This window comes from Bacillus sp. AFS073361 (assembly GCF_002567005.1).
Classification (GTDB): Bacteria; Bacillota; Bacilli; order Bacillales; family Cytobacillaceae; genus Neobacillus.
The window spans coordinates 86,722-108,563 of sequence record NZ_NUZU01000037.1 but is presented as its reverse complement, the minus strand read 5'-3'; the positions used below and the strand labels follow the sequence as shown (position 1 = coordinate 108,563).

General features: G+C 36.9%; 19 protein-coding genes and 1 riboswitch. All 19 genes read right to left on the bottom strand.

The features are described 5' to 3' along the window. Nucleotides 1-27 precede the first annotated feature (27 nt). Nucleotides 28-951 carry an AEC family transporter gene (locus COJ96_RS18120; protein ID WP_098575210.1) on the bottom strand — a complete coding sequence of 308 codons (924 nt, stop codon included), beginning with the start codon at nt 949-951 and terminating at the stop codon, nt 28-30. A gap of 82 nt (nt 952-1,033) precedes the next feature. Then, nucleotides 1,034-2,326 (bottom strand): CitMHS family transporter, encoded by a 1,293-nt coding sequence (locus COJ96_RS18115; RefSeq protein WP_098575209.1) that lies wholly within the window; start codon nt 2,324-2,326, stop codon nt 1,034-1,036. Nucleotides 2,327-2,480: 154 nt separating this feature from the next. Then, on the bottom strand, nt 2,481-3,167 hold the full coding sequence (locus COJ96_RS18110; protein WP_098575208.1) for a response regulator: 687 nt from the start codon (nt 3,165-3,167) through the stop codon (nt 2,481-2,483). Next, a complete protein-coding gene (locus COJ96_RS18105) occupies nt 3,160-4,806 on the bottom strand; it encodes an ATP-binding protein (protein WP_306460601.1) in 1,647 nt (548 codons plus the stop codon). The genes COJ96_RS18110 and COJ96_RS18105 overlap by 8 nt, the downstream gene beginning before the upstream one ends. Nucleotides 4,807-4,908: 102 nt before the next feature. Further along, complete coding sequence (locus COJ96_RS18100) at nt 4,909-5,868, bottom strand: aldolase catalytic domain-containing protein (protein WP_098575207.1); 960 nt, start codon at nt 5,866-5,868, stop codon at nt 4,909-4,911. 163 nt (nt 5,869-6,031) lie between these two features. Then, the gene (locus tag COJ96_RS18095) at nt 6,032-7,399 is read right to left on the bottom strand and encodes an FAD-binding oxidoreductase (protein ID WP_098575206.1); all 1,368 of its coding nucleotides are present in this window, start codon (nt 7,397-7,399) and stop codon (nt 6,032-6,034) included. Nucleotides 7,400-7,675: 276 nt separating this feature from the next. Then, nucleotides 7,676-8,893, bottom strand: coding sequence for an MFS transporter (locus tag COJ96_RS18090; protein ID WP_098575205.1), 1,218 nt, complete (start codon nt 8,891-8,893; stop codon nt 7,676-7,678). Between the two features lie 250 nt (nt 8,894-9,143). Next, nucleotides 9,144-9,497 carry a hypothetical protein gene (locus tag COJ96_RS18085; protein ID WP_098575204.1) on the bottom strand — a complete coding sequence of 118 codons (354 nt, stop codon included), beginning with the start codon at nt 9,495-9,497 and terminating at the stop codon, nt 9,144-9,146. Nucleotides 9,498-9,529: 32 nt separating this feature from the next. Beyond that, the gene (locus COJ96_RS18080; RefSeq protein WP_098575203.1) at nt 9,530-10,906 is read right to left on the bottom strand and encodes an amino acid permease; all 1,377 of its coding nucleotides are present in this window, start codon (nt 10,904-10,906) and stop codon (nt 9,530-9,532) included. A gap of 155 nt (nt 10,907-11,061) precedes the next feature. Beyond that, nucleotides 11,062-11,141: riboswitch (glycine riboswitch) on the bottom strand. Nucleotides 11,142-11,382: 241 nt separating this feature from the next. Beyond that, the gene (locus tag COJ96_RS18075; protein ID WP_098575202.1) at nt 11,383-11,643 is read right to left on the bottom strand and encodes a hypothetical protein; all 261 of its coding nucleotides are present in this window, start codon (nt 11,641-11,643) and stop codon (nt 11,383-11,385) included. Between the two features lie 67 nt (nt 11,644-11,710). Continuing rightward, entirely contained in the window at nt 11,711-12,199 is a 489-nt protein-coding gene (locus COJ96_RS18070) for a hypothetical protein (RefSeq protein WP_098575201.1), read from the bottom strand. 39 nt (nt 12,200-12,238) lie between these two features. Further along, complete coding sequence (locus COJ96_RS18065) at nt 12,239-13,000, bottom strand: VCBS repeat-containing protein (RefSeq protein ID WP_218936516.1); 762 nt, start codon at nt 12,998-13,000, stop codon at nt 12,239-12,241. Nucleotides 13,001-13,259: 259 nt separating this feature from the next. Further along, on the bottom strand, nt 13,260-14,054 hold the full coding sequence (locus COJ96_RS18060; protein WP_098575200.1) for a DUF2935 domain-containing protein: 795 nt from the start codon (nt 14,052-14,054) through the stop codon (nt 13,260-13,262). Nucleotides 14,055-14,268: 214 nt separating this feature from the next. Further along, complete coding sequence (gene glgA / locus COJ96_RS18055) at nt 14,269-15,708, bottom strand: glycogen synthase GlgA (protein ID WP_098575199.1); 1,440 nt, start codon at nt 15,706-15,708, stop codon at nt 14,269-14,271. Between the two features lie 6 nt (nt 15,709-15,714). Beyond that, on the bottom strand, nt 15,715-16,731 hold the full coding sequence (locus COJ96_RS18050; protein ID WP_098575198.1) for a GlgC family sugar phosphate nucleotidyltransferase: 1,017 nt from the start codon (nt 16,729-16,731) through the stop codon (nt 15,715-15,717). Between the two features lie 30 nt (nt 16,732-16,761). Beyond that, nucleotides 16,762-17,892, bottom strand: a complete 1,131-nt coding sequence (locus tag COJ96_RS18045) for a glucose-1-phosphate adenylyltransferase (protein WP_098575197.1) — start codon at nt 17,890-17,892, stop codon at nt 16,762-16,764. Then, nucleotides 17,840-19,774 (bottom strand): 1,4-alpha-glucan branching enzyme, encoded by a 1,935-nt coding sequence (glgB, locus tag COJ96_RS18040; RefSeq protein ID WP_257148556.1) that lies wholly within the window; start codon nt 19,772-19,774, stop codon nt 17,840-17,842. Before glgB ends, COJ96_RS18045 begins: the two co-directional genes overlap by 53 nt. Nucleotides 19,775-19,899: 125 nt before the next feature. Further along, nucleotides 19,900-20,166: a hypothetical protein gene (locus tag COJ96_RS18035; protein WP_098575195.1), complete on the bottom strand. Its 267-nt coding sequence runs from the start codon at nt 20,164-20,166 to the stop codon at nt 19,900-19,902. Nucleotides 20,167-20,495: 329 nt separating this feature from the next. Next, complete coding sequence (gene ftsZ, locus COJ96_RS18030; RefSeq protein WP_098575194.1) at nt 20,496-21,644, bottom strand: cell division protein FtsZ; 1,149 nt, start codon at nt 21,642-21,644, stop codon at nt 20,496-20,498. Between the last annotated feature and the right edge of the window lie 198 nt (nt 21,645-21,842).

Genomic DNA, 21,842 nt, shown 5'->3' with positions numbered 1-21,842 from the left:
TTTAAATAATAAACGGTCTTCAAAAAGTTAAAATAAAATTGTCGATAAAAATACAACTGTGGTTACTGTAATCGCGCTAAGTAAAGTAGATAACAAAACAACTTGTGCAGCGTATTCTGGATGATTTCCATATTCTAATGCGAACAAAGCACTATTCCTTGATGTTGGAAACGAGCTTGCTATAAACAACGCCTGTGCTGTAGTTCCATCCAGCTTTAAAGTTAAAATAATAATAAATGCAATGGCTGGAGATAAGATTAAACGACCAAATAAACTTAAAATCAGCGGCAATGAGAAACGACTGATTTTTATATAAGCACTTTGTGCCCCTAATGTAATTAGCGCCACTGCCAAAAATGCATTGGAAGTATTGTTTATTGGAGTCCATAGAAAAGTTGGGACGTCGATATGATACATATGGAGGAACAATCCTAATAAAAAGGCATATATGACGGGGCTTTTTAGAAACTCCTTCATTGCTTTCAATCCATTTTGATCAACGGAAACAGAATTCAGTAATCCATATGTGTAGGTAAGCAAATTTTGAAAAATCATGACAACAATTTGTATGGATGCACCCAATGGGTTATGTTGAAAAACGAGCTGACTGACAGGTAAACCAAAGTTTCCAGAATTATTTAGGACGACACTATTTTTAAAAGTGGAAGACAGTCCGTTATCAAATCTTGCCACCTTTGATATTAGACTACTTATGATCATTAAGCATGAACATTGTATTACTAAAAAGCCAAGAATATGCAAAAGTGTTTCTCCGCCAACATTATTTTGATAAATATTGACAAAACTGACACAAGGCATGAGAAAGTAAGTATTTAGCTTTGATAAAGTGTTCATATCAAACTTAAATTTCCGATGGAGAAAGACACCAGCTCCTATTAAGGCAAATACAGGCAAAATGACATTTAATACAATAAGTAAGAATACTTCCATAAAACTCTCCTTTATTCTACTCCCTTAAAATCAAATTTAGTCCAAAAACTCTTATATGAGTCTTTGGACCATGATCTAACTTTTAGATTGGAATAATTGACAATAGAACCGCAACTAAAATCATCACCGCTGTAGATCCGCATGCCCATTTTAGAAATGAGCGCTGAAGATCGCCGAAATCTTCTCCAACCATACCAACTAATAAATAAGTAGACGGTACTAATGGGCTTAATAAATGAACCGGTAATCCTAATAGTGATGCTCTTCCAATCATTGCTGGATCAATTCCATACACACTTGCCGCTTTAGCAAGCAATGGTAAAACTCCATAATAAAAGGCATCATTCGACATAAAAAATGTAAATGGAGCACTAGCTATTGCTGTAATGAGAGCAAAATGGGAGCCCAAAACATCAGGAATATGAGTAATCATCGAATGTGCCATGGCATCCACCATTTTCGTCCCTGAAAGAATACCCGTAAAAATCCCTGCAGCAAATACCATGGAAACAACAGATAATGCATTATCCGCGTAGTGCATGATTCGTTCTTTTTGTTCATGTATATTTGGATAATTAAGCGTAATCGCAATGGCAAAACCTATCATAAACAATACGGTAGAAGGCAGTAATTCTTGGATTAAAGCAACTAAAAGTAGAACAGTTAATAGATAGTTTACAAGGATTAGTTTTGGACGTTTCAGATAAGCATCCTCAGAAGTAGCTGCCATCATTGACATCGTACTATAATCTATTTCTGCAACTCCTACACGTTTGCGCTCTTTTCTACCAAGGCAATAAGCCATAAATAATACAAACAACACACCGCCTATCATGCTTGGGATTACCGGTGTAAAGATATCCCCCATCTCAAGATGAAGTGCTGTCATTGCTCTAGCAGTTGGTCCTCCCCATGGAAGAAGGTTCATCACACCTGAAGAAGATACAGCAATTCCTGCCAGGACCAGAGGTCTCATGCCAATACGTTTATACAAAGGAAGCATTGCTGAAATGGTAATCATATATGTAGTCGTTCCATCACCATCAAGGGAAATTAATAACGCAAGGACTGCTGTTCCAATCGCTATTTTTACAGGATCCCCTTTTACGACTTTCAAGATTGTCGAGATGATCGGATCAAATACACCTGCATCTATCAAAATTCCAAAAAAGAGAATGGCAAAAAGAATCATGATTCCTGTTGGTGCTACGCTTCTAATCCCCTCAAGCGCCATTGGTCCTAATTCTTTTCCAAATCCACCTATTAATGCAAATACAACCGGCACCACCATTAAAGCGATCATAGCTGATAGACGTTTTGTCATAATAAGTATCATAAAAATAAAAATCATTAAAAATCCTAAAGTTGCCAGCATCATCTTCACCCCTTTTGTTAGTAAATTAATAATAATCTAAATATTCTAAGGTGAAAACGTTTCCAAAATAAAGTTATTATCGTACATTATTCTATATTTAGTTCATTTTGTTCACGGATATCTTAACACGCAAAAAGGATGCCAATTGGCATCCTCACTTAACAGAATAATATTTTCTCTCCGGCCTCCCAACAATTCCATACACCACTTCCGCTTTTGCCTCTTTTATAGAGGAAAGATATTCAAGATATCTCCGTGCTGTAATTCTAGATGCACCAATCTCCTTTCCCACTTCTTCAGCAGAAAGACTCTGTTTTTTCAATTGAAGAGTGTTTTTCACCTTTTCAAGGGTAATTTCATCAATTCCTTTAGGTAATCCAGTACCCTTCCCCAACTTTTCAGTCGTATTTTTACCGAACAGGAGGTCAACATAATTCTGGTCAACCTCTTGGCCTGACGATAGAATAGAGTGTTTTTTAATAAATTCTAAGACCACTTCTTCAAATCTTTCTCTATTTACAGGTTTAATTAAATAATTTTCTACTCCGTAGCTTAAAGCTTTTTCGAGGAAAATCTTATCAGTCGCAGCTGTGACCATAATAATGCTTATCTTTGGGAAACGCTCTCGAATGATGGGAAGCAAATCAGACCCTAGCATATCTGGCATATAGACATCAAGAATCAATAAGTCGGGGATTTTCTCCTTTAGCAGGTCTAGAGTTTGCTCACCATTTAATGACTTTCCCACAACCTCGATTTCCTTAAACTTATTTAAAAATTTTTCATGGATATCGGCTATTCGGAAATCATCTTCTGCAATCGCTACTTTTATCCTATTCAAGTTTTTCACTCCTCTCAATTTCCTTCGGCAGGTATACGGTAAAAATAGTTCCACTTTCCTTGGTACTCTGCACCTCAATCATACCATTCATTTCCAACACAGCATCCTCTGCATTGGATAGGCCAAATCCCCTCGGCTCAGACCCTTCTTTAGATGTAAACCCTCTTGAAAAAAGGAGTGGAATTTCCACATCAGTTATTCCTTTCCCATTATCCGAAATCTCAAATATGATATCACTGCCAATATCTGTAGCAAAGAATTTTACCGTGGGAGAACCCACACCATAAACAGCTTCAAATGCATTGTCAATTAGGTTTCCAAGAATTACAATTAAGTTCGAAAGTTTAAAATGGGATGGCAATTCCTTTAAAAAGCTATCAGAAATGATCTCAAACTTTATTTTCTTTTCAGAAGCCTTACCCAATTTTCCTAACAGAATAGCTTGGACTTTCGTGTCTTTGATATGGTTAAAAACAATAGAATTCTGAAATTGCAACACCTGTGTTTCAGATTGGAGCATTTCAATGGCCTGTTCGGTTTCTCCTAGCTGTAGAAGTCCTAATAACACATATAACTTATTGGTATATTCATGTGTTTGCGCACGAAGATCTTCCGAATAGCTATTTACTTCTGATAGGGTGTTTAACATTTGCTCAATTTCTGTTTTATCACGAAAAGAAGCAACCACTCCACTTACGCCAGACTCTTCAAAGAGTGGAGTACAGTTGACAATAACAGTTTTATCTTTCCAGACCATTTCTTTATCAACTTGTGGGTTTCCTGATTTTAAAACTTCATATAAATAATCAGAAGGAAACAGGCCATCTACTTTTATATGACGGACTGACCCGTTTATTTGTAATAGTCTTTTAGCTGGCTGATTCATCATCGTGATGAATCCCTCTTTATTAATTGCTAAAATCCCTTCTTTCACTCCATGCAGCACTGCATTCTTTTCTTTATATAGTGCAGCAATTTCAAAAGGTTCTAACCCCATGGTATCTTTACGAATATTTTTTCCCAGAAGGATACTCCCAAAAAGAGAAACCAAAAATGCAAAAAGAGATACAAGAAGTACCTTGTTAAGATTATTCATAATTTGCTGATGGACATCTTCAAGCAAAAAACCTACAGAAACGATTCCGATCACTTCACCCTTTTTATTAAAAATAGGTGATTTCCCTCTTATTGAAGGCCCGAGTGAACCCTTAGCCTTAGACACATAATATTCCCCTTGCTTAATTGCCCTCTCGTTATCTCCACCTTTCATTTTCTTACCAATCATCGATGGTAAAGGATGCGAAAATCTTGTCCCCTCTTTGTTTCCGATGACAACAAACTCTGCACCGGTTTCATTCCGAATCTTCTCTGCTAAAGGCTGTATTGTTTTGGATGGATCACTTGTCTGAACCGAAGAAATAATCGTGGGTATAAATGAAACCGTTCTTGAAATTTCAAGCGCCATCCTGCCCCTGTTTTCCTCTATTTGTTTACTTTCCATATAACTGAAAAATACTGTTAACAAAATGATTAAAAATAACCCTAGTAATAGAACAAGCCCAAATATTTTTATCTGTAGCGATATGTTTTTGGATTTCAGGTGGCATACCTCCTTATTGAACTGCGTGGAATCGCACAAAATTCATTATATCCTTTTAAGGCTCAGATTTCTTTGTGGAAGTTGCCGTTAGTAAAAATAAAAAAAGTACCCCTACGAAAGAGGTACATTGAGTAATTTAAACTATTTTAAAGTTGTAGCCACTGTACTTTCGGGTGATGTTACTTTGTCATAAAAATCGACGAATTTATCACGGTCGGCACTGTCACGGTAAGCCATGGCCACACGTGGATGTTCATTCAGTACACCTGAAATCATATAAGGAATGATATAGCCCCACTCCCACTTTTCACGCATTTCAAGCATATGTTTCTCAATAACTCCAAGAACTGGTTTAATCTCGTAGCTTGATTTTTGGATGTAGCTAACGAGAAGTTCTGTATTACAGTTACCTGCTGCCCGGCCCATGCCATATACAGACGAATCCAAGTAGGTAACCCCATTTCTAAGTGCAGTTAAAGTATTGGCAAAGGCTAACTGCATATTGTTATGTGTATGGATTCCCAGTTGTTTGTTAGGGATCATCTCTTTGAATTTCTTTACTTGATGCTCAATATCTACTGGGTCTAGACTACCAAAAGAATCAACAATATAGACCACATCAACAGGGCTTTGCTTCACCAATTCAAACGCTTTAATCAGCTGTTGTTCAGGTACACTTGATAATGCCATAATGTTAAGGGAAGTTTCATAACCCAAATCATGGAACATCTGGACAAGTTCTAAGCCCTTATCCACTTCACGGATATAGCAAGCCACACGAATCATATCTAGAACACTTTGTTCACGAGGGAGAATATCGTTGGGATCTACACGCCCAATATCTACTAGAGCTGATAGCTTGGTGAACTTTTTCACAGGGATAATTTCCTTCAAGAAGTTATCATCAAGAAATCTCCATGGATTTGGCTCGGTCGCATTAAGAAGTTTAGGAGAATTTTTGTAACCAATCTCCATGTATTCAACACCTGAAGCACTAAGACCTTCATACAAGTCTTGAACAAATTCGACACTAAAGTCCCAATTGTTAACTAGCCCTCCATCTCGAATGGTACAGTCTAAAATTTTGCTACTTTGTTCCATAATCGTATTTCCCCCTGTATATTTCACTTTTTCAATATTATTTCACACTTTTATGCTTTTAAGCGCTAAAATTTCTTATTGTGTTTATATCACGGTTTGTCCAACGATGTCAACCTAATTTCCGAAAATTCGTAAAATCTTCGAATATATCAATATATTAGCCCTACTGTGATTTAAACATTTTCCCAGGATTTAATATACCAAGTGGATCAAATTGGTCTTTTATCATTTTCATTAGATGAATAGAACTAGCATGTTCTTTATATAGATAGTCAATTTTTCCAAGTCCAATTCCATGTTCGCCTGTAGCTGTTCCACCACATTCAATCGCAAATTCTACAATTTTTTGGTTAACGGTATGTGCCATATCTGACTCAACATGGTCCTTCGGATCAATCATAATTAATGCATGAAAGTTTCCATCTCCAACATGACCAACGATACCGCCAACCAATCCATAAGTTTCGAGTAACATACTTGCATGAGAAATGGCATCAGGCAGCTTGGATAATGGAACACACACGTCCGTACTCATATTTTTCTTCGCTGGATAACCATGTTTAAAGGCATATGCAAGGGTATGACGCGCCTCCCACAACTTCGCTTTTTTCAGAGAGTCTGTTTCGTATTCAAATTGACAACAACCTTCTAAATCTGCTAATTCTTTCGCAAATTTAACATCGGCCTTAATCCCTTCTTCATTTCCGTGGAACTCCATAAATAGTGTTGGCTGCTCAGGATATAAAGTTCCGTTATGTACATTTACTTGTTTCATAGAACGAGCATCAACAAGTTCAATTCGGGCTATGGGGATGCCCGCGGAGACCATAGCGTTCGCCGCATTAATCGCATGATCGACAGAAGGAAAGACAGCTCTGCATGCAAGTGTCGCTTCCGGAATTCCAAAAACTTTTAAAGTGATTTCAGTAAAAACTCCTAATGTTCCTTCTGAGCCAACAAATAAAGGTGTTAAATTATACCCTGAAGAAGATTTTGCTGCTAACCCGCCTAGGTTTACTATTTCCCCATTTGCTAAAACTACTTCAAGTCCTCTAACTACATCTTTCATGGCACCATATTTAACAGTGGTTGTACCTGAGGCATTCGTACTCGTCATCCCGCCAATCGTCGCGTCTGCACCAGGGTCAACTGGAAAGAAGAGACCATACTTTTTAAGTGCCTTATTTAATTGTTTACGAGTAACACCCGGTTGCACCTTTATAAGAAGGTCCTTTTCCCTAACTTCAATGATATGATTCATGAATTGAAAATCCATTGAGATTCCGCCTGAAACGGGGATTGGATGTCCTTCTAGGCTGGAACCGGCCCCAAAAGGGACAACTGGTATTTTATACTTATATGCTATTTTCATAATTTCTGAAATCTCTATTTTACTTTTAGGGAAAACCACGATATCTGGTTTTACAGGTTGATGATACGATTCATCCTTGCTATGATGTTCTAAAATGGTAGGATTTTCACTTATTTGTTCATCAGGCAGAAGGTCTCTCAGAGCTTTTTTCCATTCCAAAGATTATACATCCTCTCATCGTAAGTAATTATTAATTCATTATTACTCTATTATTATCTTTTTACAAATAATTCACACAATTCTCCGCAATGTTTTTCTATTATCCAAATAGACTATGAAAAAACAGTGTTATTTTATCTTATGTTTGCTGGTCTAATTGTTTGGAGGCGACCAACTAATATAAAGGTAAATGTTAACGAATAATTTGCTATTAGACTAGTTGAAAAAGGCATTGGATTTTAAAATCCCAATGCCTGAATGTTTCCTTCTTTCATTTTAAACTGCTTTAGATAAGCTAATGTCTTGTACTTCAGTAGTTTTTCCTTTTTTCAAGCTAATCATTGCGATAAAGGAGATACAGTAGAGTAGTGCGAGATATCCCATTGCTGCCGTAACATTAGCATGCTGCAAGATATATCCTACTAATATTGGAGATAATCCTCCTAATGCTCGTCCAAAGTTAAAGATTGTGTTGGTTGCTGTGCTTCGAATTTCTACTGAATAGAAACTGCTTATTAATGCCCCATAACCCGCAAACATACCATTCGAGAAGAACCCGACGATTGCACCCCCGATTAATAGACCCGCACTCCCTGACGCATAGGCATATAAAAAGACAGCGACTGCTGATGCGAATAAGAAGATTCCATATGAGCGTTTCATCCCAAAGCGATCGATAAAGTGTCCAAAGGTTAACATTCCTGCAATCATACCAGCCGCAGTGCTAATCGTCCAAAGGGCAGAGTTTGAAACCGACAAACCTTGGGATTGTTGCAGCATAGATGGAAGCCAAATCATCAAACCATTATATCCAGCAATTTGGACAGTTGCCATGATCGCTAGAGCAATCGTTGTTACTGAGGTTCTTGGCGTCGCAAACAATTGCTTTAATTTCCATTCTCTGGGCACAAGTTGTTTTTTATTCTGGGTTTTCAACCATTCAGGTGATTCATCCAATTTCTTTCTTACGATAAAGGCGAAGATAACCGGAACCAATCCGGTGAAAAACAATCCCCTCCAGCCCCATGAAGGAAGGATGATTGCACTAAGAAGAGCAGCAAGAATCACACCGTATTGAGCACCAACGCTGACATAAGAAGAAGCTCGTCCTTGTTTATTTTTTGGCCACGCTTCCGCTACAAGCGCCATACCGATCCCGTATTCCCCTCCTGCACCTAAGCCGGCAATAAATCGAAAGATGTAAACTTGTTCAATATTTTCGGCTAAGCCGGTTAATGCGGTCCCGATAGCAAATAGTAGAATTGTGTAAGTAAAGATTTTAACTCTCCCAAATTTATCTGCTAATATACCGAAAATGACTCCCCCAGCTAGCATTCCTAGATTTGTAATTGAAGAAATGAGACCGCCTGCCACCATGTCAATATGAAACTGAGCAATAATCATTGACATGGCAAAGGAGATGAACATGATATCCATGCCCTCTAATGTTAACCCTGCAACTGATGCGACTACTGTTTTTCTGCGATAATCCATTTCTGTCGTTCTCCTTTCAAGCCTCTCTGGACTATGATTAAAAGATAGTTGGCAAAAATAAAATGCCCTTTCATCCAAAGGACAAAAGGGCATTCATATACGTAACAAAGTATACATGAATTTTACTTTTGCCTTTTTGGCCTCTCTGGACCAATTTAAAGGAATTTAATTTCAACTAATAGTATCACGATAATTTTCATGTGACAATAAGAAATAACTAGTATTTTCTTTTGGAAAGAAGGTCATCACATTATTCACTTCTATTAAATGATTCACTGAGATTCTTTAACGTGTAAAGTCTGCCAGTTAACAGAAATAATTCATCGTAACTATTTTTTACGTATTCCTCAATAATTTTGAGCCCTTCTTTAAATTGATCCACTAAATAATACGTATACTTTTCATCCCAATCAAACTTATTAATTCTAAACAATTCATCTGAAAGGATCTGAAACTTATACTCTTCTATAAGAAGTTTTATTTGAAACAATTTGTCTGGTGTAAACCTGTTGCTGTTTTTATTGATATGACTTTTTTGAACATATGTTATAAATCCATTAATATTTTCAGCAAGCAAATTCGCCTTTTGCATCTCAAACTTCATAACGGACACTCCTCACTATCGAAAAAACATTATTATGAAGAGTGTATGTTTTGAGACATCAGTCTGACACCCTTTTTCTTTTTAAATGAATATAAAATGAATAAAAGAATGAACCAAACAGGTGTTAATAATAAAGCGGTACGAGTTGCTTCGGCAAATAGCATAATAATAAGAATGAGTGCAAATATCGTTAGGACGACATAATTGATAAACGGTGCGAACGGTGCTTTAAAAATCGACTTTTCATGTAAATCAGGACGTGATTTCCGGTAGCGCAAATGACAAATTAATATGATGCTCCAAACCCAAATAAAACAAATCGCACTGATCGTTGTCACGATACCAAAGGCTTGTTCTGGAATCAGTTTACTTAAAAGAGCACCGGCTGATAGAACAAGTGTGGAAATAAATAATGCGTTACTTGGTACATGGTTTTTATTTAATTTAGCGAATTTAGCAGGTCCCTGTTTATGACCACTTAAATTAAACAAAATTCGGCTGGTTGAAAATAATCCGCTGTTACACGCTGATGCCGCTGATGTTAAGACAACAAAATTGATAATTCCTGCTGCAATTGGAATTCCTACTAAGCTAAACGTCTTAACAAATGGACTATTAGCTGCATTCAGTTCAGTCCAAGGATTGATACATAAAAGAATGAAAAGGGCTCCCACATAGAAAAATAGAATTCGCAACGGGATTTTATTAATGGCAGATGGAATATTTCTTCGAGGATTAGATGTTTCCGCTGCGGAGACACCTACTAATTCAACACCTACAAATGCAAAAACAACCATTTGAAAAGACAAAAAGAAACCTGATATCCCATTTGGAAAAAGACCACCGTGTCCCCAGAGATTCTTGATTGAAACTGTTCCCGAATCGGTTTGAAATCCAATAACCAATAAAATGATTCCTATTACGATTAAAGCTAGAATGGTAATTACTTTGATGATTGCAAACCAAAACTCTAACTCTCCAAATAGCTTTACGGTTAGTAAATTTAATCCCAATAATACAATTAAGCAGATTAAAGCAGGTATCCATTGCGGAATATCGAACCAATATTGCACATATACCCCCACAGCAATAATATCAGCCATGGCGGTCATGATCCAACAAAACCAATACGTCCATCCTGTCACATAACCAGCCCACGGTCCAATGTACTCTTCCGCAAAATCCGTGAATGATTGATAGCCCGCATTCGATAATAGCAGTTCCCCAAGTGCCCTCATCACAAAAAAACAAGCAATACCGACGATTAAATAAGCAAATATGATAGATGGACCTGCTAACTGGATCGCTCTTCCTGAACCAAGAAATAAACCTGTACCAATCGTACCGCCAATCGCAATGAGTTGTACATGACGATCTTTTAAATCTCGTTTTAATTCTTGCTGTGCCATTTTCATTTCCTCCTTATTTTTGTAAAGTTCAAGTTGTGAATTGATGAGCAAAAGGTTAAAAACCATAAAAAAAGAGACTGGATCAGCTCCAATCTCATGGTCAAAAGAATAACAAATAATATTTATTACTCTTTTATTAGAATAACAAATAAAATATGTACTCTTCTGTCCTTTTGCCTGAGATTGTGAACCCTTCGGCGCCGCAGATTTCTGCGGTCTCTCCAGAAGCTGCTCCTGCTATAGTTTGACCCATAACAATCATAGCTTGCTTATTATTTAATTTTGAATAGAAGAACCAAAGGTTCAAATCCCCGCTAAAAATTATTCAACCATCATCAAATCTTAAATTTTACATTATTGTTAAATAATTTTTAATTTTAGTAGTATTCAATCACTTTGTCAATACATATTTTCAGGGCCTAGATTGGAGAACAAAAAATAAACCCACCTCATTCGTGAAGGGGTTCATTTTTTTCTTAATCTCCTAGGACCAAAAAATATTGAATATGATTGGCTGAGATGGGGGTGACCGCCATAATGCGATAACCGATACTTAGTAATTGTGACAACGTTTCTGCACAATTTTGCCGTGGCGGCTCAATTGGAGCATGGTAACTTTTATAAAGATTTATGAATTGATTATGGTTTGTACAGTGGAGCAAGATCACATGTCTACCGGTCCATGCTTGACCAATCATTGTTTGGGGTTGACCTTGAATTTCCCTTTTACTTCTCATAATGAACACCCTCGTGGATTGATACTATAGATTATGGAAAAAACCTTGTACAATGTTCTTACCATTTCTAACACAAAACGATAATTCTATAAGGTGTGGTTTGGGCGGGGATACTTTTGGTGGCTGGTCCATAAATGACAATAAGATCCCTGTTCGCGGGGTTTCTTGTAAAGGGTTGCCCATTTGTTAAAAGTATTTGGGTATATGGAGATATATTTAATCGTAACCGTCCATCACTACTCTCCAATTCACTATTAAAGTAATCAACTTTTACATTCTGATATGGGCTATCTTTAACCATGACAAGCGCTGGATATTGTGGAGGGTAAATAAGAATAGCAGGTGCATTTCCGTCATAATAACCAGTCACGCGATCTCCTATAGCCACAATTGCATGGTCAACAAAATAAGTCGTGGATGACACCACGAAATTCACAATTGCTCCCGTGCCATTTTCTACAGATATTAATTTATTACAGCCTTCTCCTGTACCATGTTGACCTACAAGGTCAGTAATCATGGTGACAGTTCCATGAAACGAAAAAAATTTTGTCATCCATTTACCTCCTATGCTGATAAAAAATGCAGCTCGACACTAGTACGTACTGCTTAACTTTGTTCCAAAAATCTCTGTTGCCAATGATGTGGATATAAATTGAGTTCCATTCCATGTTAAAAGGTTTTCGACATAACCTAATGTATCCGCATTAGACGTACCAATAATCCGTTGAAGAACAAGTAAATCATAATTTATTCCTTTTCCATTTGTAACAATGGGATATAACGCTGTTGCTGCAAGAACCTCGCCCTGAACTGGCTGTTTTAATTTTCCATTTTCATCATAGAGCTCAGATAGATAATCATAACCTTTGTAACTAATGTCTAGGGTGAAAAGCAAATCTAACGAAGGGCTTCCCACAGTCACTTTATAAAAATCCTCATAATTGACTTTGAATCTATAACTTTTATTATATATTTCAACATCAAACAATAGCATAGGGATATTATTTCTATAGGAGTAAATATAGAAAATACCGTATCCTCCGCTTCCCCCCGTTTCAATACTTACCAAAATATCCAATATATTATCATTAGAAAAATCCCCGAGAAAAAGCTGAGCATTGTATCCAGCATTATTTTGAAGATTAATAGATGAAATCCGTTTCGAACGCCCGTCTTGAATGACTAGTGTAATTTGATCAGCGAAGACTTCAGTTTCACCGTTTTTTCTTCCATATAAATAGACGTAATCTGCTATACCGTCACCTGTAACATCACCTTTCCTCATGCCAAGCAACATAAAGTTTCCAGGATAAGTATCATTAACAAAGGTTTGTTCTTGAAATTGCCTGTACAAATAGATCCCCCCTTCAAACATTTGTATGACTTGATTTACCATATGCAGGTAAATGCCTAGATGACACCGTTTTTAGGTCTGGAAGGAGTTTTGCTGAAAAATAAATACACTTATACGAAAGTACAAGTTGATAGGTAAATAACTAATGAATAAATAAGCTTATGACAAATCCAATCGTTTACATGCTTTTAATAAGGCAACAGAAACTCAAAAGAGAGCGGATACTTTCCCCCTCTCTTTTGTTGATGCTTAGTTTTCATTATTTTAGTCTAGGTTTAGCAGGATCACAGTTGGGTGGATCAAGTTTTGTCGATTCTGCTAACTTCATTAGATAATAACATTCTTCACGGTACATATGATCCGCCATTAAGGGGGCAAAGGTACCTAATGCTTGCTTACTTAGTCTAAGTTCTTCTATTTCCTGTAGAAAGTTTTGAAATAACTTAATTTCTAATTGACTGTCTAAGTTCATTTTATCCAAAGCAGGAAAAGAAGCTAAATTGGTTCTTAAATACCCTGCAAGTTCCACGGATTTTAAGTAGAAATTCTCAAAATTCTTCAAATATGAATTGCTTTTTTCTCTAAGTTTTTTTTCAACACCATCTAAATTGGTGGATATTGCTTCTGCATGCCCTGCCGCATCCAATAACCATAATAGGTGATGGTGGAGCTCGTGATACACAGGCGGGACTTCCCCAGCCTTTAAGTGCTCTAAAATTCTTAAATACTCCTCTAATTCATTTACCATATGATTTATAAAGGTAGGCGAAAGGTGAATTTTTATTTTTCCAATCAGATGTTTTCTTAATAATTCCAATTTAAATTCTCTTAATTTTATAACTTCGGATTCAGCTTCCCTGGATAATGTCCATAAATTTGCGGATTTCGTACGCTCAAGTAATGTGTCAAATTCTCTTATAAACGTTAAAGCCGTTTCAATTTCCTCTGTTTGAACGGGGGCTAACGATTCGTATATAAACCTTGAATGATCACCTAATATTTGGAGCCAGAATCGGTGTTCGAATCTAGCAGTTTTCTCAAAGACATCATTCATGTTTATTCCTCCCAAATAGTAATCCACACGCTATATTGATGTTATTCTTCTAACTTGCTTCTTATGAACAAAGTTAGGAAAAATAATTATGCATAACCTTGCCGCGAATGTGGATAAACATCTTCTTGAAGGACATGCATATGATTAGTAAGTAAAAAGGAGACCTATGTTTATTGACATTGGTCTCCCTTTAGTTTCATAATTTATTTGTTTATTATTTTATGTCCTTCAGTAAATCCTCATAAATTTCGTTATATTCCTTAGCAGATTGCAACCAACTGTAATCTTGACCCATTGCCTTTTTTACTAAGTTAGTCCAATATTCTTTTTGATGATAAAAATAAATGGCTCTTTTAATGGTATGGAGCATATCATGGGCGTTGAAATTCTTAAAAGTGAAGCCGTTACCATTACCAGTAAATTCATTAAAAGAATGGACGGTATCATTTAAGCCACCGGTTTCTCTGACAATGGGGATTGTTCCGTACTGTAAGGCAATAAGCTGTCCTAATCCACAGGGTTCAAACTGTGAAGGCATTAAAAATAAATCAGCCCCCGCATAAATTTGATGTGCCAGCGTTTCATTAAAGCCCAAGTATACTCGTACTTTATCCGGATACTTATGTGCCATTTGCTTTAAGAAGTTTTCATATGTAGGGTCTCCTGAACCAAGCACTATGAATTGGATATCTTCCTGAATCATAGTTTGAAATACATGGAGTACTAAATCCAAGCCTTTTTGACTTGTTAAGCGTGTGACCATGGCAATGATTGGCGTACTTTCTTTTTCTGGCAGCCCAAAATATTGCTGTAATTCTTGTTTATTTTCCACTTTGCCTTCTAGGGATTCGAGGTCATAAGGTAGAGCAATATCACGATCTATTTTAGGATTATAGGCTGTATCATCAATTCCATTTACAATTCCAATTAGCTTATGACTATATTTTCGTAATAACCCATCAAGTCTTTCCCCAAAATATGGATTTTGAATTTCCTCTTTATATGTTGGGCTGACAGTGGTTACAATATCAGATGCAATAATGCCACCTTTCATAAAGCTAATATTCCCATAAAATTCAAGTTGTTCACTATTAAAATATTGATGGCCTAATCCTAGCTGCTCACTCATCACCTCATATGGAAAAATCCCTTGAAATTGTAAATTGTGAATCGTAAAGACTGTTTTAATATCCTTATACATTGGTATATGACGATAATTAGCATCTAATACAAAATTTACCATTCCCGTATGCCAATCATGGCAATGGATCACATCTGGAATAAAATCGAGATGCGGAATACACTCTAGAACGGCCTTAGAGAAAAATGAGAATCGTTCACCATCATCATAATGACCATATAAGGAATCTCGAAAAAAATAATATTCGTTATCAATCAGATGATAGGTTATTCCATCATGCTCAGCAGTTAGGATACCGCAGTATTGACTGCGAAATCCTACCTGTACATTTATCGCTTGTTGAAAATGAAATAAATTTTTAAGTTTCTCAGGAATTAAACTGTAATTTGGTAAAATAACACGTACTTCAGTCCCTAACTTTTTTAACGCCTTAGGAAGTGCACCCGCTACATCCGCAAGGCCCCCTGTTTTGACAAACGGAACACACTCTGATACTGCAAATAAAACTTTCACGTATTCTCAACGCCCCTTTTGGACTTTCCCTTTTTCTACTAGGTAGGGTTTCTCTCTCGTACCTACCAATTGTACACCATTATCAATCTTGACATCCTTATCCAAAATTACACTATCTAGAATACAATTCTCTCCTATTTGACACTTCTGCATAATAATAGAATTACGAATCACAGCTCCTTTTCCAACTTTAACCGAACGGAAAAGAATACTATTATCTATTTCTCCTTGAATAATACAACCATTTGCAATCATCGAGTTCGTAACCTTTGCAGCATTTTTATATTGTGTTGGCGGCTCATCCTTTACCTTCGTAAAGATTGGCTCATTCTTAGTAAAAACCTGCTTCCATACGGTTGGCTGCAGCAAATCTAAACTATTTTGATAGTAGCTTTGGAGAGAGTCAATTGTGGTAATATAGCCAGCCCATTCATACATATTAATTTTAAATTTATGACGTTTATCATGTATAACATCAAAAATCGTGTAATATCCTTGATTTTTGTATTGTTCAAACAGAGAGAGTAATAAATTCTTATCCAAAATGTAAGTTTGCAGCGATTGTCCATTATGAAAAACCTCAGTAATATCTGCTTCATTTTCGATATGGTGATCTAATATTTTACAAAAATCAATAGACCCGATTGTATTGCAATTCGTAATTACTACGTATTTTTGTTTACTTCGTAAAAAATAAGTAATATTTTTCGCAAAATGGGCAAAGGAACCAAATCGCTCGATTCTGGAAGTGCCCTCAGGAGAAAAGACAAACAGACCATCACGCTTTCTGTCCAAGTCCCATTGTTTACCGGATCCTAAATGATCTATCAGTGAACGGACTTCTTTTCCCGTAAAAATAGCTACATTCGTAATGCCTGAGTTCACCATATTTGATAACATAAAATCGACTAATCGATATCGGCCGGCAAAGGGAAGTGATGCGAGAGACCGATGAGCAGTTAGGTTTTTAAACGTGTCAAATTCATTAGTTGCATTAATAATTCCAAGCATTGAGCACGGCATAGAATCGCCCTTCCTTTTCTGAATTTTTAACTAATCTTCCTCCGCATACAATATGACGGCATCACTGTTCTTTGAATGGCGAATTACGGCATTGTCCTCCACTTTCATTCCTGGAGCGATAATAGCGCGCTCAATTACCGCATTTTTCCCGACTCGGGCATCTGGCATGATCACAGAGTCATGGATGACACTTCCTTCTTCCACTGTAACTCCTTGGAACAAAACGGAATGCTTAATTGTCCCTTCTACAATACAGCCTTCATTTATTAATGATTCTTCGATGTGAGCAGTCGGTGCGATATATTGTGGCGGATGGTTTGGATTAACCGAGTAGACTCTCCAATTCCGGTCATAAAGATCCAAGTTCGTTTCCTCTTTTAATAAGTCCATATTCGCCTCCCACAGGCTGCCTACAGTCCCAACATCCTTCCAGTAACCTTTGAATGGATAAGCCACAACTTTTTTCTTTTCTTCGAGTAGTAGTGGAATTATATCCTTGCCAAAATCATTGGATGATTCAGGGTTTTTATCATCCATTTCTAAAAAGGTTTTTAAAACCGGCCATTTAAAAATGTATATTCCCATCGATGCTAAGTTACTTTTTGGATCTTTCGGTTTTTCCTCAAACTCAATAATGTCTAAATCCACATTTGTATTCATAATCCCAAAACGGCTTGCTTCCTCCCAAGGCACCTCAATGACAGAGATGGAAACATCTGCCTCCTTATCAATATGATAATCGAGCATTTTAGAATAATCCATTTTATAAATATGGTCTCCAGACAGAATGAGGACGTATTCTGGATTGTATTGTTTTAAATAATTTATATTCTGATAAATCGCGTTCGCCGTACCTTTATACCACCTAAGACCTGCCGTCTCCGAATAGGGAGGCAAAACGGTAACGCCGCCACTAATTCTATCTAAATCCCAGGCGTTTCCAATTCCAATATAAGTATGCAATACAAGGGGCAGATACTGAGTCAATACTCCAACCGTATCAATTCCTGAGTTTGTGCAGTTACTTAATGGAAAGTCAATAATTCGATATTTCCCTCCAAATGAAACCGCCGGCTTTGCTTTATCTCTTGTTAGTGCACTCAATCGGCTACCTTGACCGCCTGCTAGCAGCATGGCTACGCACTGTTTTTTCTTTCCCATATCTTTTACTCCCCTTTCTTGTTTTCACTGGTCGTAAGATGGATATACCGAAAGGCGGGATCGTCATTTCTAGATGACTTGTCTGGTTATGAAACGCTTTATCAACGGATTTGATCTTCTTTTTATTTATTTGCCCAGAGCCACCAAAGGAAACCGCATCACTATTAAAAATTTCATGGTAATAGGTGTAGGATGGAACCCCAACTTTAAAGTTTTCATATACGATTTCGGTAAAATTACAAACGATAATAAGAAGATCACTTTGATTTTTTCCTTTTCTTATAAAAGAGAAAATACTTTGATCTTTGTTATTAGCATCAATCCACTCAAATCCTTCATTTGAATGATCTAGCTCCCACAATGCTTTCGTACGTTTGTAGAACTGCATCAATTCTTTAAAGTAATGATGTAAAACGCGGTGCATCTCAAATTCGTGTAATTCCCAATCTAAATCCTCTAAATCCTTCCATTCATCAAACTGACCAAATTCTCCACCCATAAATAGGAGCTTTTTACCTGGGTGTGCCATTAGAAACCCATATAATAAGCGTAGCTGGGCAAATTTCCGCCAATAATCGCCCGGCATTTTATTTAAAAGTGATTTTTTACCGTGTACAACTTCATCATGTGAGAATGGTAGGACAAAGTTTTCAGAGTAAGCATACATAATAGAGAAAGTTACTTTATCATGCAAATACTTTCTATCCCGAGGTTCCGCCTCCATATATTTCAAAATATCATTCATCCAACCCATATTCCATTTATAGTTAAAGCCTAAACCCCCTTCATAAGTAGGTCCTGTAACAAGCGGCCAATCTGTCGAATCTTCTGCAATCATTAAGACTGTTGGATCGGTCTCAAAAACCACTTTATTCAGATTTCGTAAGAAGGAAACTGCATATTCATTTTTTTGAAAAATCCCCCCTGCATTCCAGTACAGCATATTGGCAACCGCATCCACACGAAATCCATCAACGTGGTAGTATTTCATCCAGAATAAGGCGTTAGAAATTAAAAAGCTTTTTACTTCACCTTTCCCCAAATCAAAATTTGCTGTTCCCCACACCTCATTCTCTCGGACAAATACATCTTTATATTCATAGACAGGCCGACCATCAAACATATATAAACCATGGGCATCCTTACAGAAATGTCCAGGAACCCAATCAAGAATAACACCGATACCGTTTTGATGGCATTGGTCGATAAAATACATTAAATCTTGTGGACTGCCATATCGACTTGTCGAAGAAAAGTATCCTGTTCCTTGATATCCCCATGAACGATCATACGGATGTTCAACGAGCGGCATCATTTCAATATGTGTAAAATGATGCTCAAGCACGTATGGAATCAGTTCATCAGCTAACTCTCTATATGTATAAAATGTTTCCTTATCCTTTTTCCTCCAAGAACCTAAATGAACCTCGTAAATGGCAAGTGGTTCTTCGTAAACACTTTTCTTTCTTTTATTTTCGAACCATTTTTGATCCTTCCAATTATATCCTTCAATATTATAAATAACAGAAGCAGTATGAGGCCTGAGCTCTGAATAAAATGCATAGGGATCTGCTTTTAAGAACGTATTTCCGGCGGCTGTATAAATTTGATACTTATAGATTTCATCTTCTAGGAGGCCTGGTATAAATATGGACCATATTCCTTCGTTATTGAGCTTAGACATTCCATGATTGCTGCCATCCCATTTATTGAAGTTTCCGACCACTTTAACTTCAATAGCATGAGGAGCCCAAACAGAGAAGCGAGTACCCTTTACCCCTTTTTGCGTTTCAAGATGAGCACCAAATACTTTGTAGCTTTCATACAAACTTCCTTCATGAAAAAGGTGTACTTCATAATCTGTAGGATTTGTTACATTCACATTTTCACCTCTTTCTTTCAATGTTTTGGCTCTTTTGTAGTTTTTCATAAATGAAGTGTTTAATGCATAACAAATAGAGTTTGCAAGAAGATGAAAACGACTCCGAAAAATCAGAGTCGCCTATATTAATTATCAGTATTTTTCAAGAAATAATTTATTACTTTTCTATACCGCCAAATATCTTTAGTATCAACTGGGAATTCCTTTATATCCCAATACGTTTGGTATTTCCTATGTGCAGTCAGTGTACCATCAGGATATTGCATAAACGTAAGTACTCCATTATTTTCTTCATCTTCTATGGCGATGTAGTGTTTAGAACCATCCCAGCTCGCCAAATCACCAAATCTCTCACAAAACTGCTCCACATTCGCTTTGCTTCGAATAATCATAACATTCCCTCCCGCCTCATTTTAATTTGATAGTATTATAACATACTAGAATGGTATTGCATTATTACAAGAGTTATAAAAGTCATAAAAATTCGCAATATTCATTAGATTTAATCATAGAAATAGTACAGAAGTATTAATTCGTTCCGTTCAAGCTCCTGGAGGGGAAATGAGCATGGTATTGGCAAGTAAACAGACATAATCAATTCGAACGATTGATTAATGAGGTAATTGAAATGATGAAAACCCTGCCATATTAATACTAACAATAAAAAAATCCCAAGCTAGATAGAATTTGTATATCTACCGCTTAGGGATTTTCTATTATATCAAAATCGTCTTCTTCGATTACGCAAGAACGCTGGAATATCTAGAGATTCTTCTGGCTGTTCTGGGTGTCTGTCATAATCTTGCATTGGTTCACTTCGGTGGATTGGATTACGTTGTACTCGTTGCTCCCTTTGATATGGATTGGGTATTTCTTCAATTGACGGCTGGGTAGCTGTTGGAATTATTATATCTTCTTTCTCAGTGAAACCAGTGGCAATAACCGTCACAATAATTTCTTCAACTAAGTTCTCGTTTATAACTGAACCAAAAATCATATTTAATTCTTCATGAGAAGCAGAAGCAACGATATCTGCTGCCTCCTGTACTTCAAACAGACTTAAATTATTCCCCCCAGTTATGTTCATGATTACACCATGAGCACCATTAATCGAAGTTTCAAGTAATGGACTATTTAAAGCTTTCTGTGCAGCCTCAACAGCACGATCTTTACCTTTGGCAATCCCAATTCCCATTAACGCAGTTCCCTTATGGGACATAACCGTCTTCACGTCAGCAAAATCTAGATTGATTAAACCTGGTACAGCAATTAAATCGGAAATTCCTTGAACACCTTGTCGTAGTACATTATCCGCTTCACGGAAAGCTTCAATCATCGGTGTCTTTTTATCTACTATCTCTAATAAGCGATCGTTAGGAATAATAATCAAGGTGTCTACCGCTTCCCTCATACCGCTAATTCCATTTTCTGCGTTCGTTGCACGCTTTTTGCCTTCAAATTTAAACGGACGTGTTACAACCCCAATTGTCAGCGCACCAAGATTTCGGGCAATTTCAGCAATGGCAGGCGCTGCGCCTGTTCCTGTTCCACCGCCCATTCCTGCTGTAACAAAAACCATATCTGCGCCTTCCAACACTTCCTTGATTTGCTGTTTACTTTCTTCCACAGCTCTTCTGCCTATTTCCGGATTTGCTCCTGCTCCCAAACCCCTTGTCAATGCTGTACCGATTTGCATTGTGACGGCTGCCTTAGATTGATGAAGAGCTTGTGCATCGGTATTAACGGCAATAAATTCTACACCCTCAACGCCTTCTTCAATCATACGATTCACGGCGTTATTTCCCCCGCCGCCTACACCGATGACTTTAATCGTGGCGAGTTGGTCCATAGATGTATCAAATTCTAACATGTTCATTTCTCCTCTATAGTAATTTAGGTGGCAGGATTTTTCCTGATGCTTTCCAATAATCGCAGACCAAAAATTTTTTTCCAGATCGAAAAAAAGGCGGCATTTTTGATTTAGTTGTAGTCTACTTAACTATAAATATATTGTCCAGTTAAGATACACCTATTTATCTGATAAAAAAATAGTAAAAAAAACTCACCT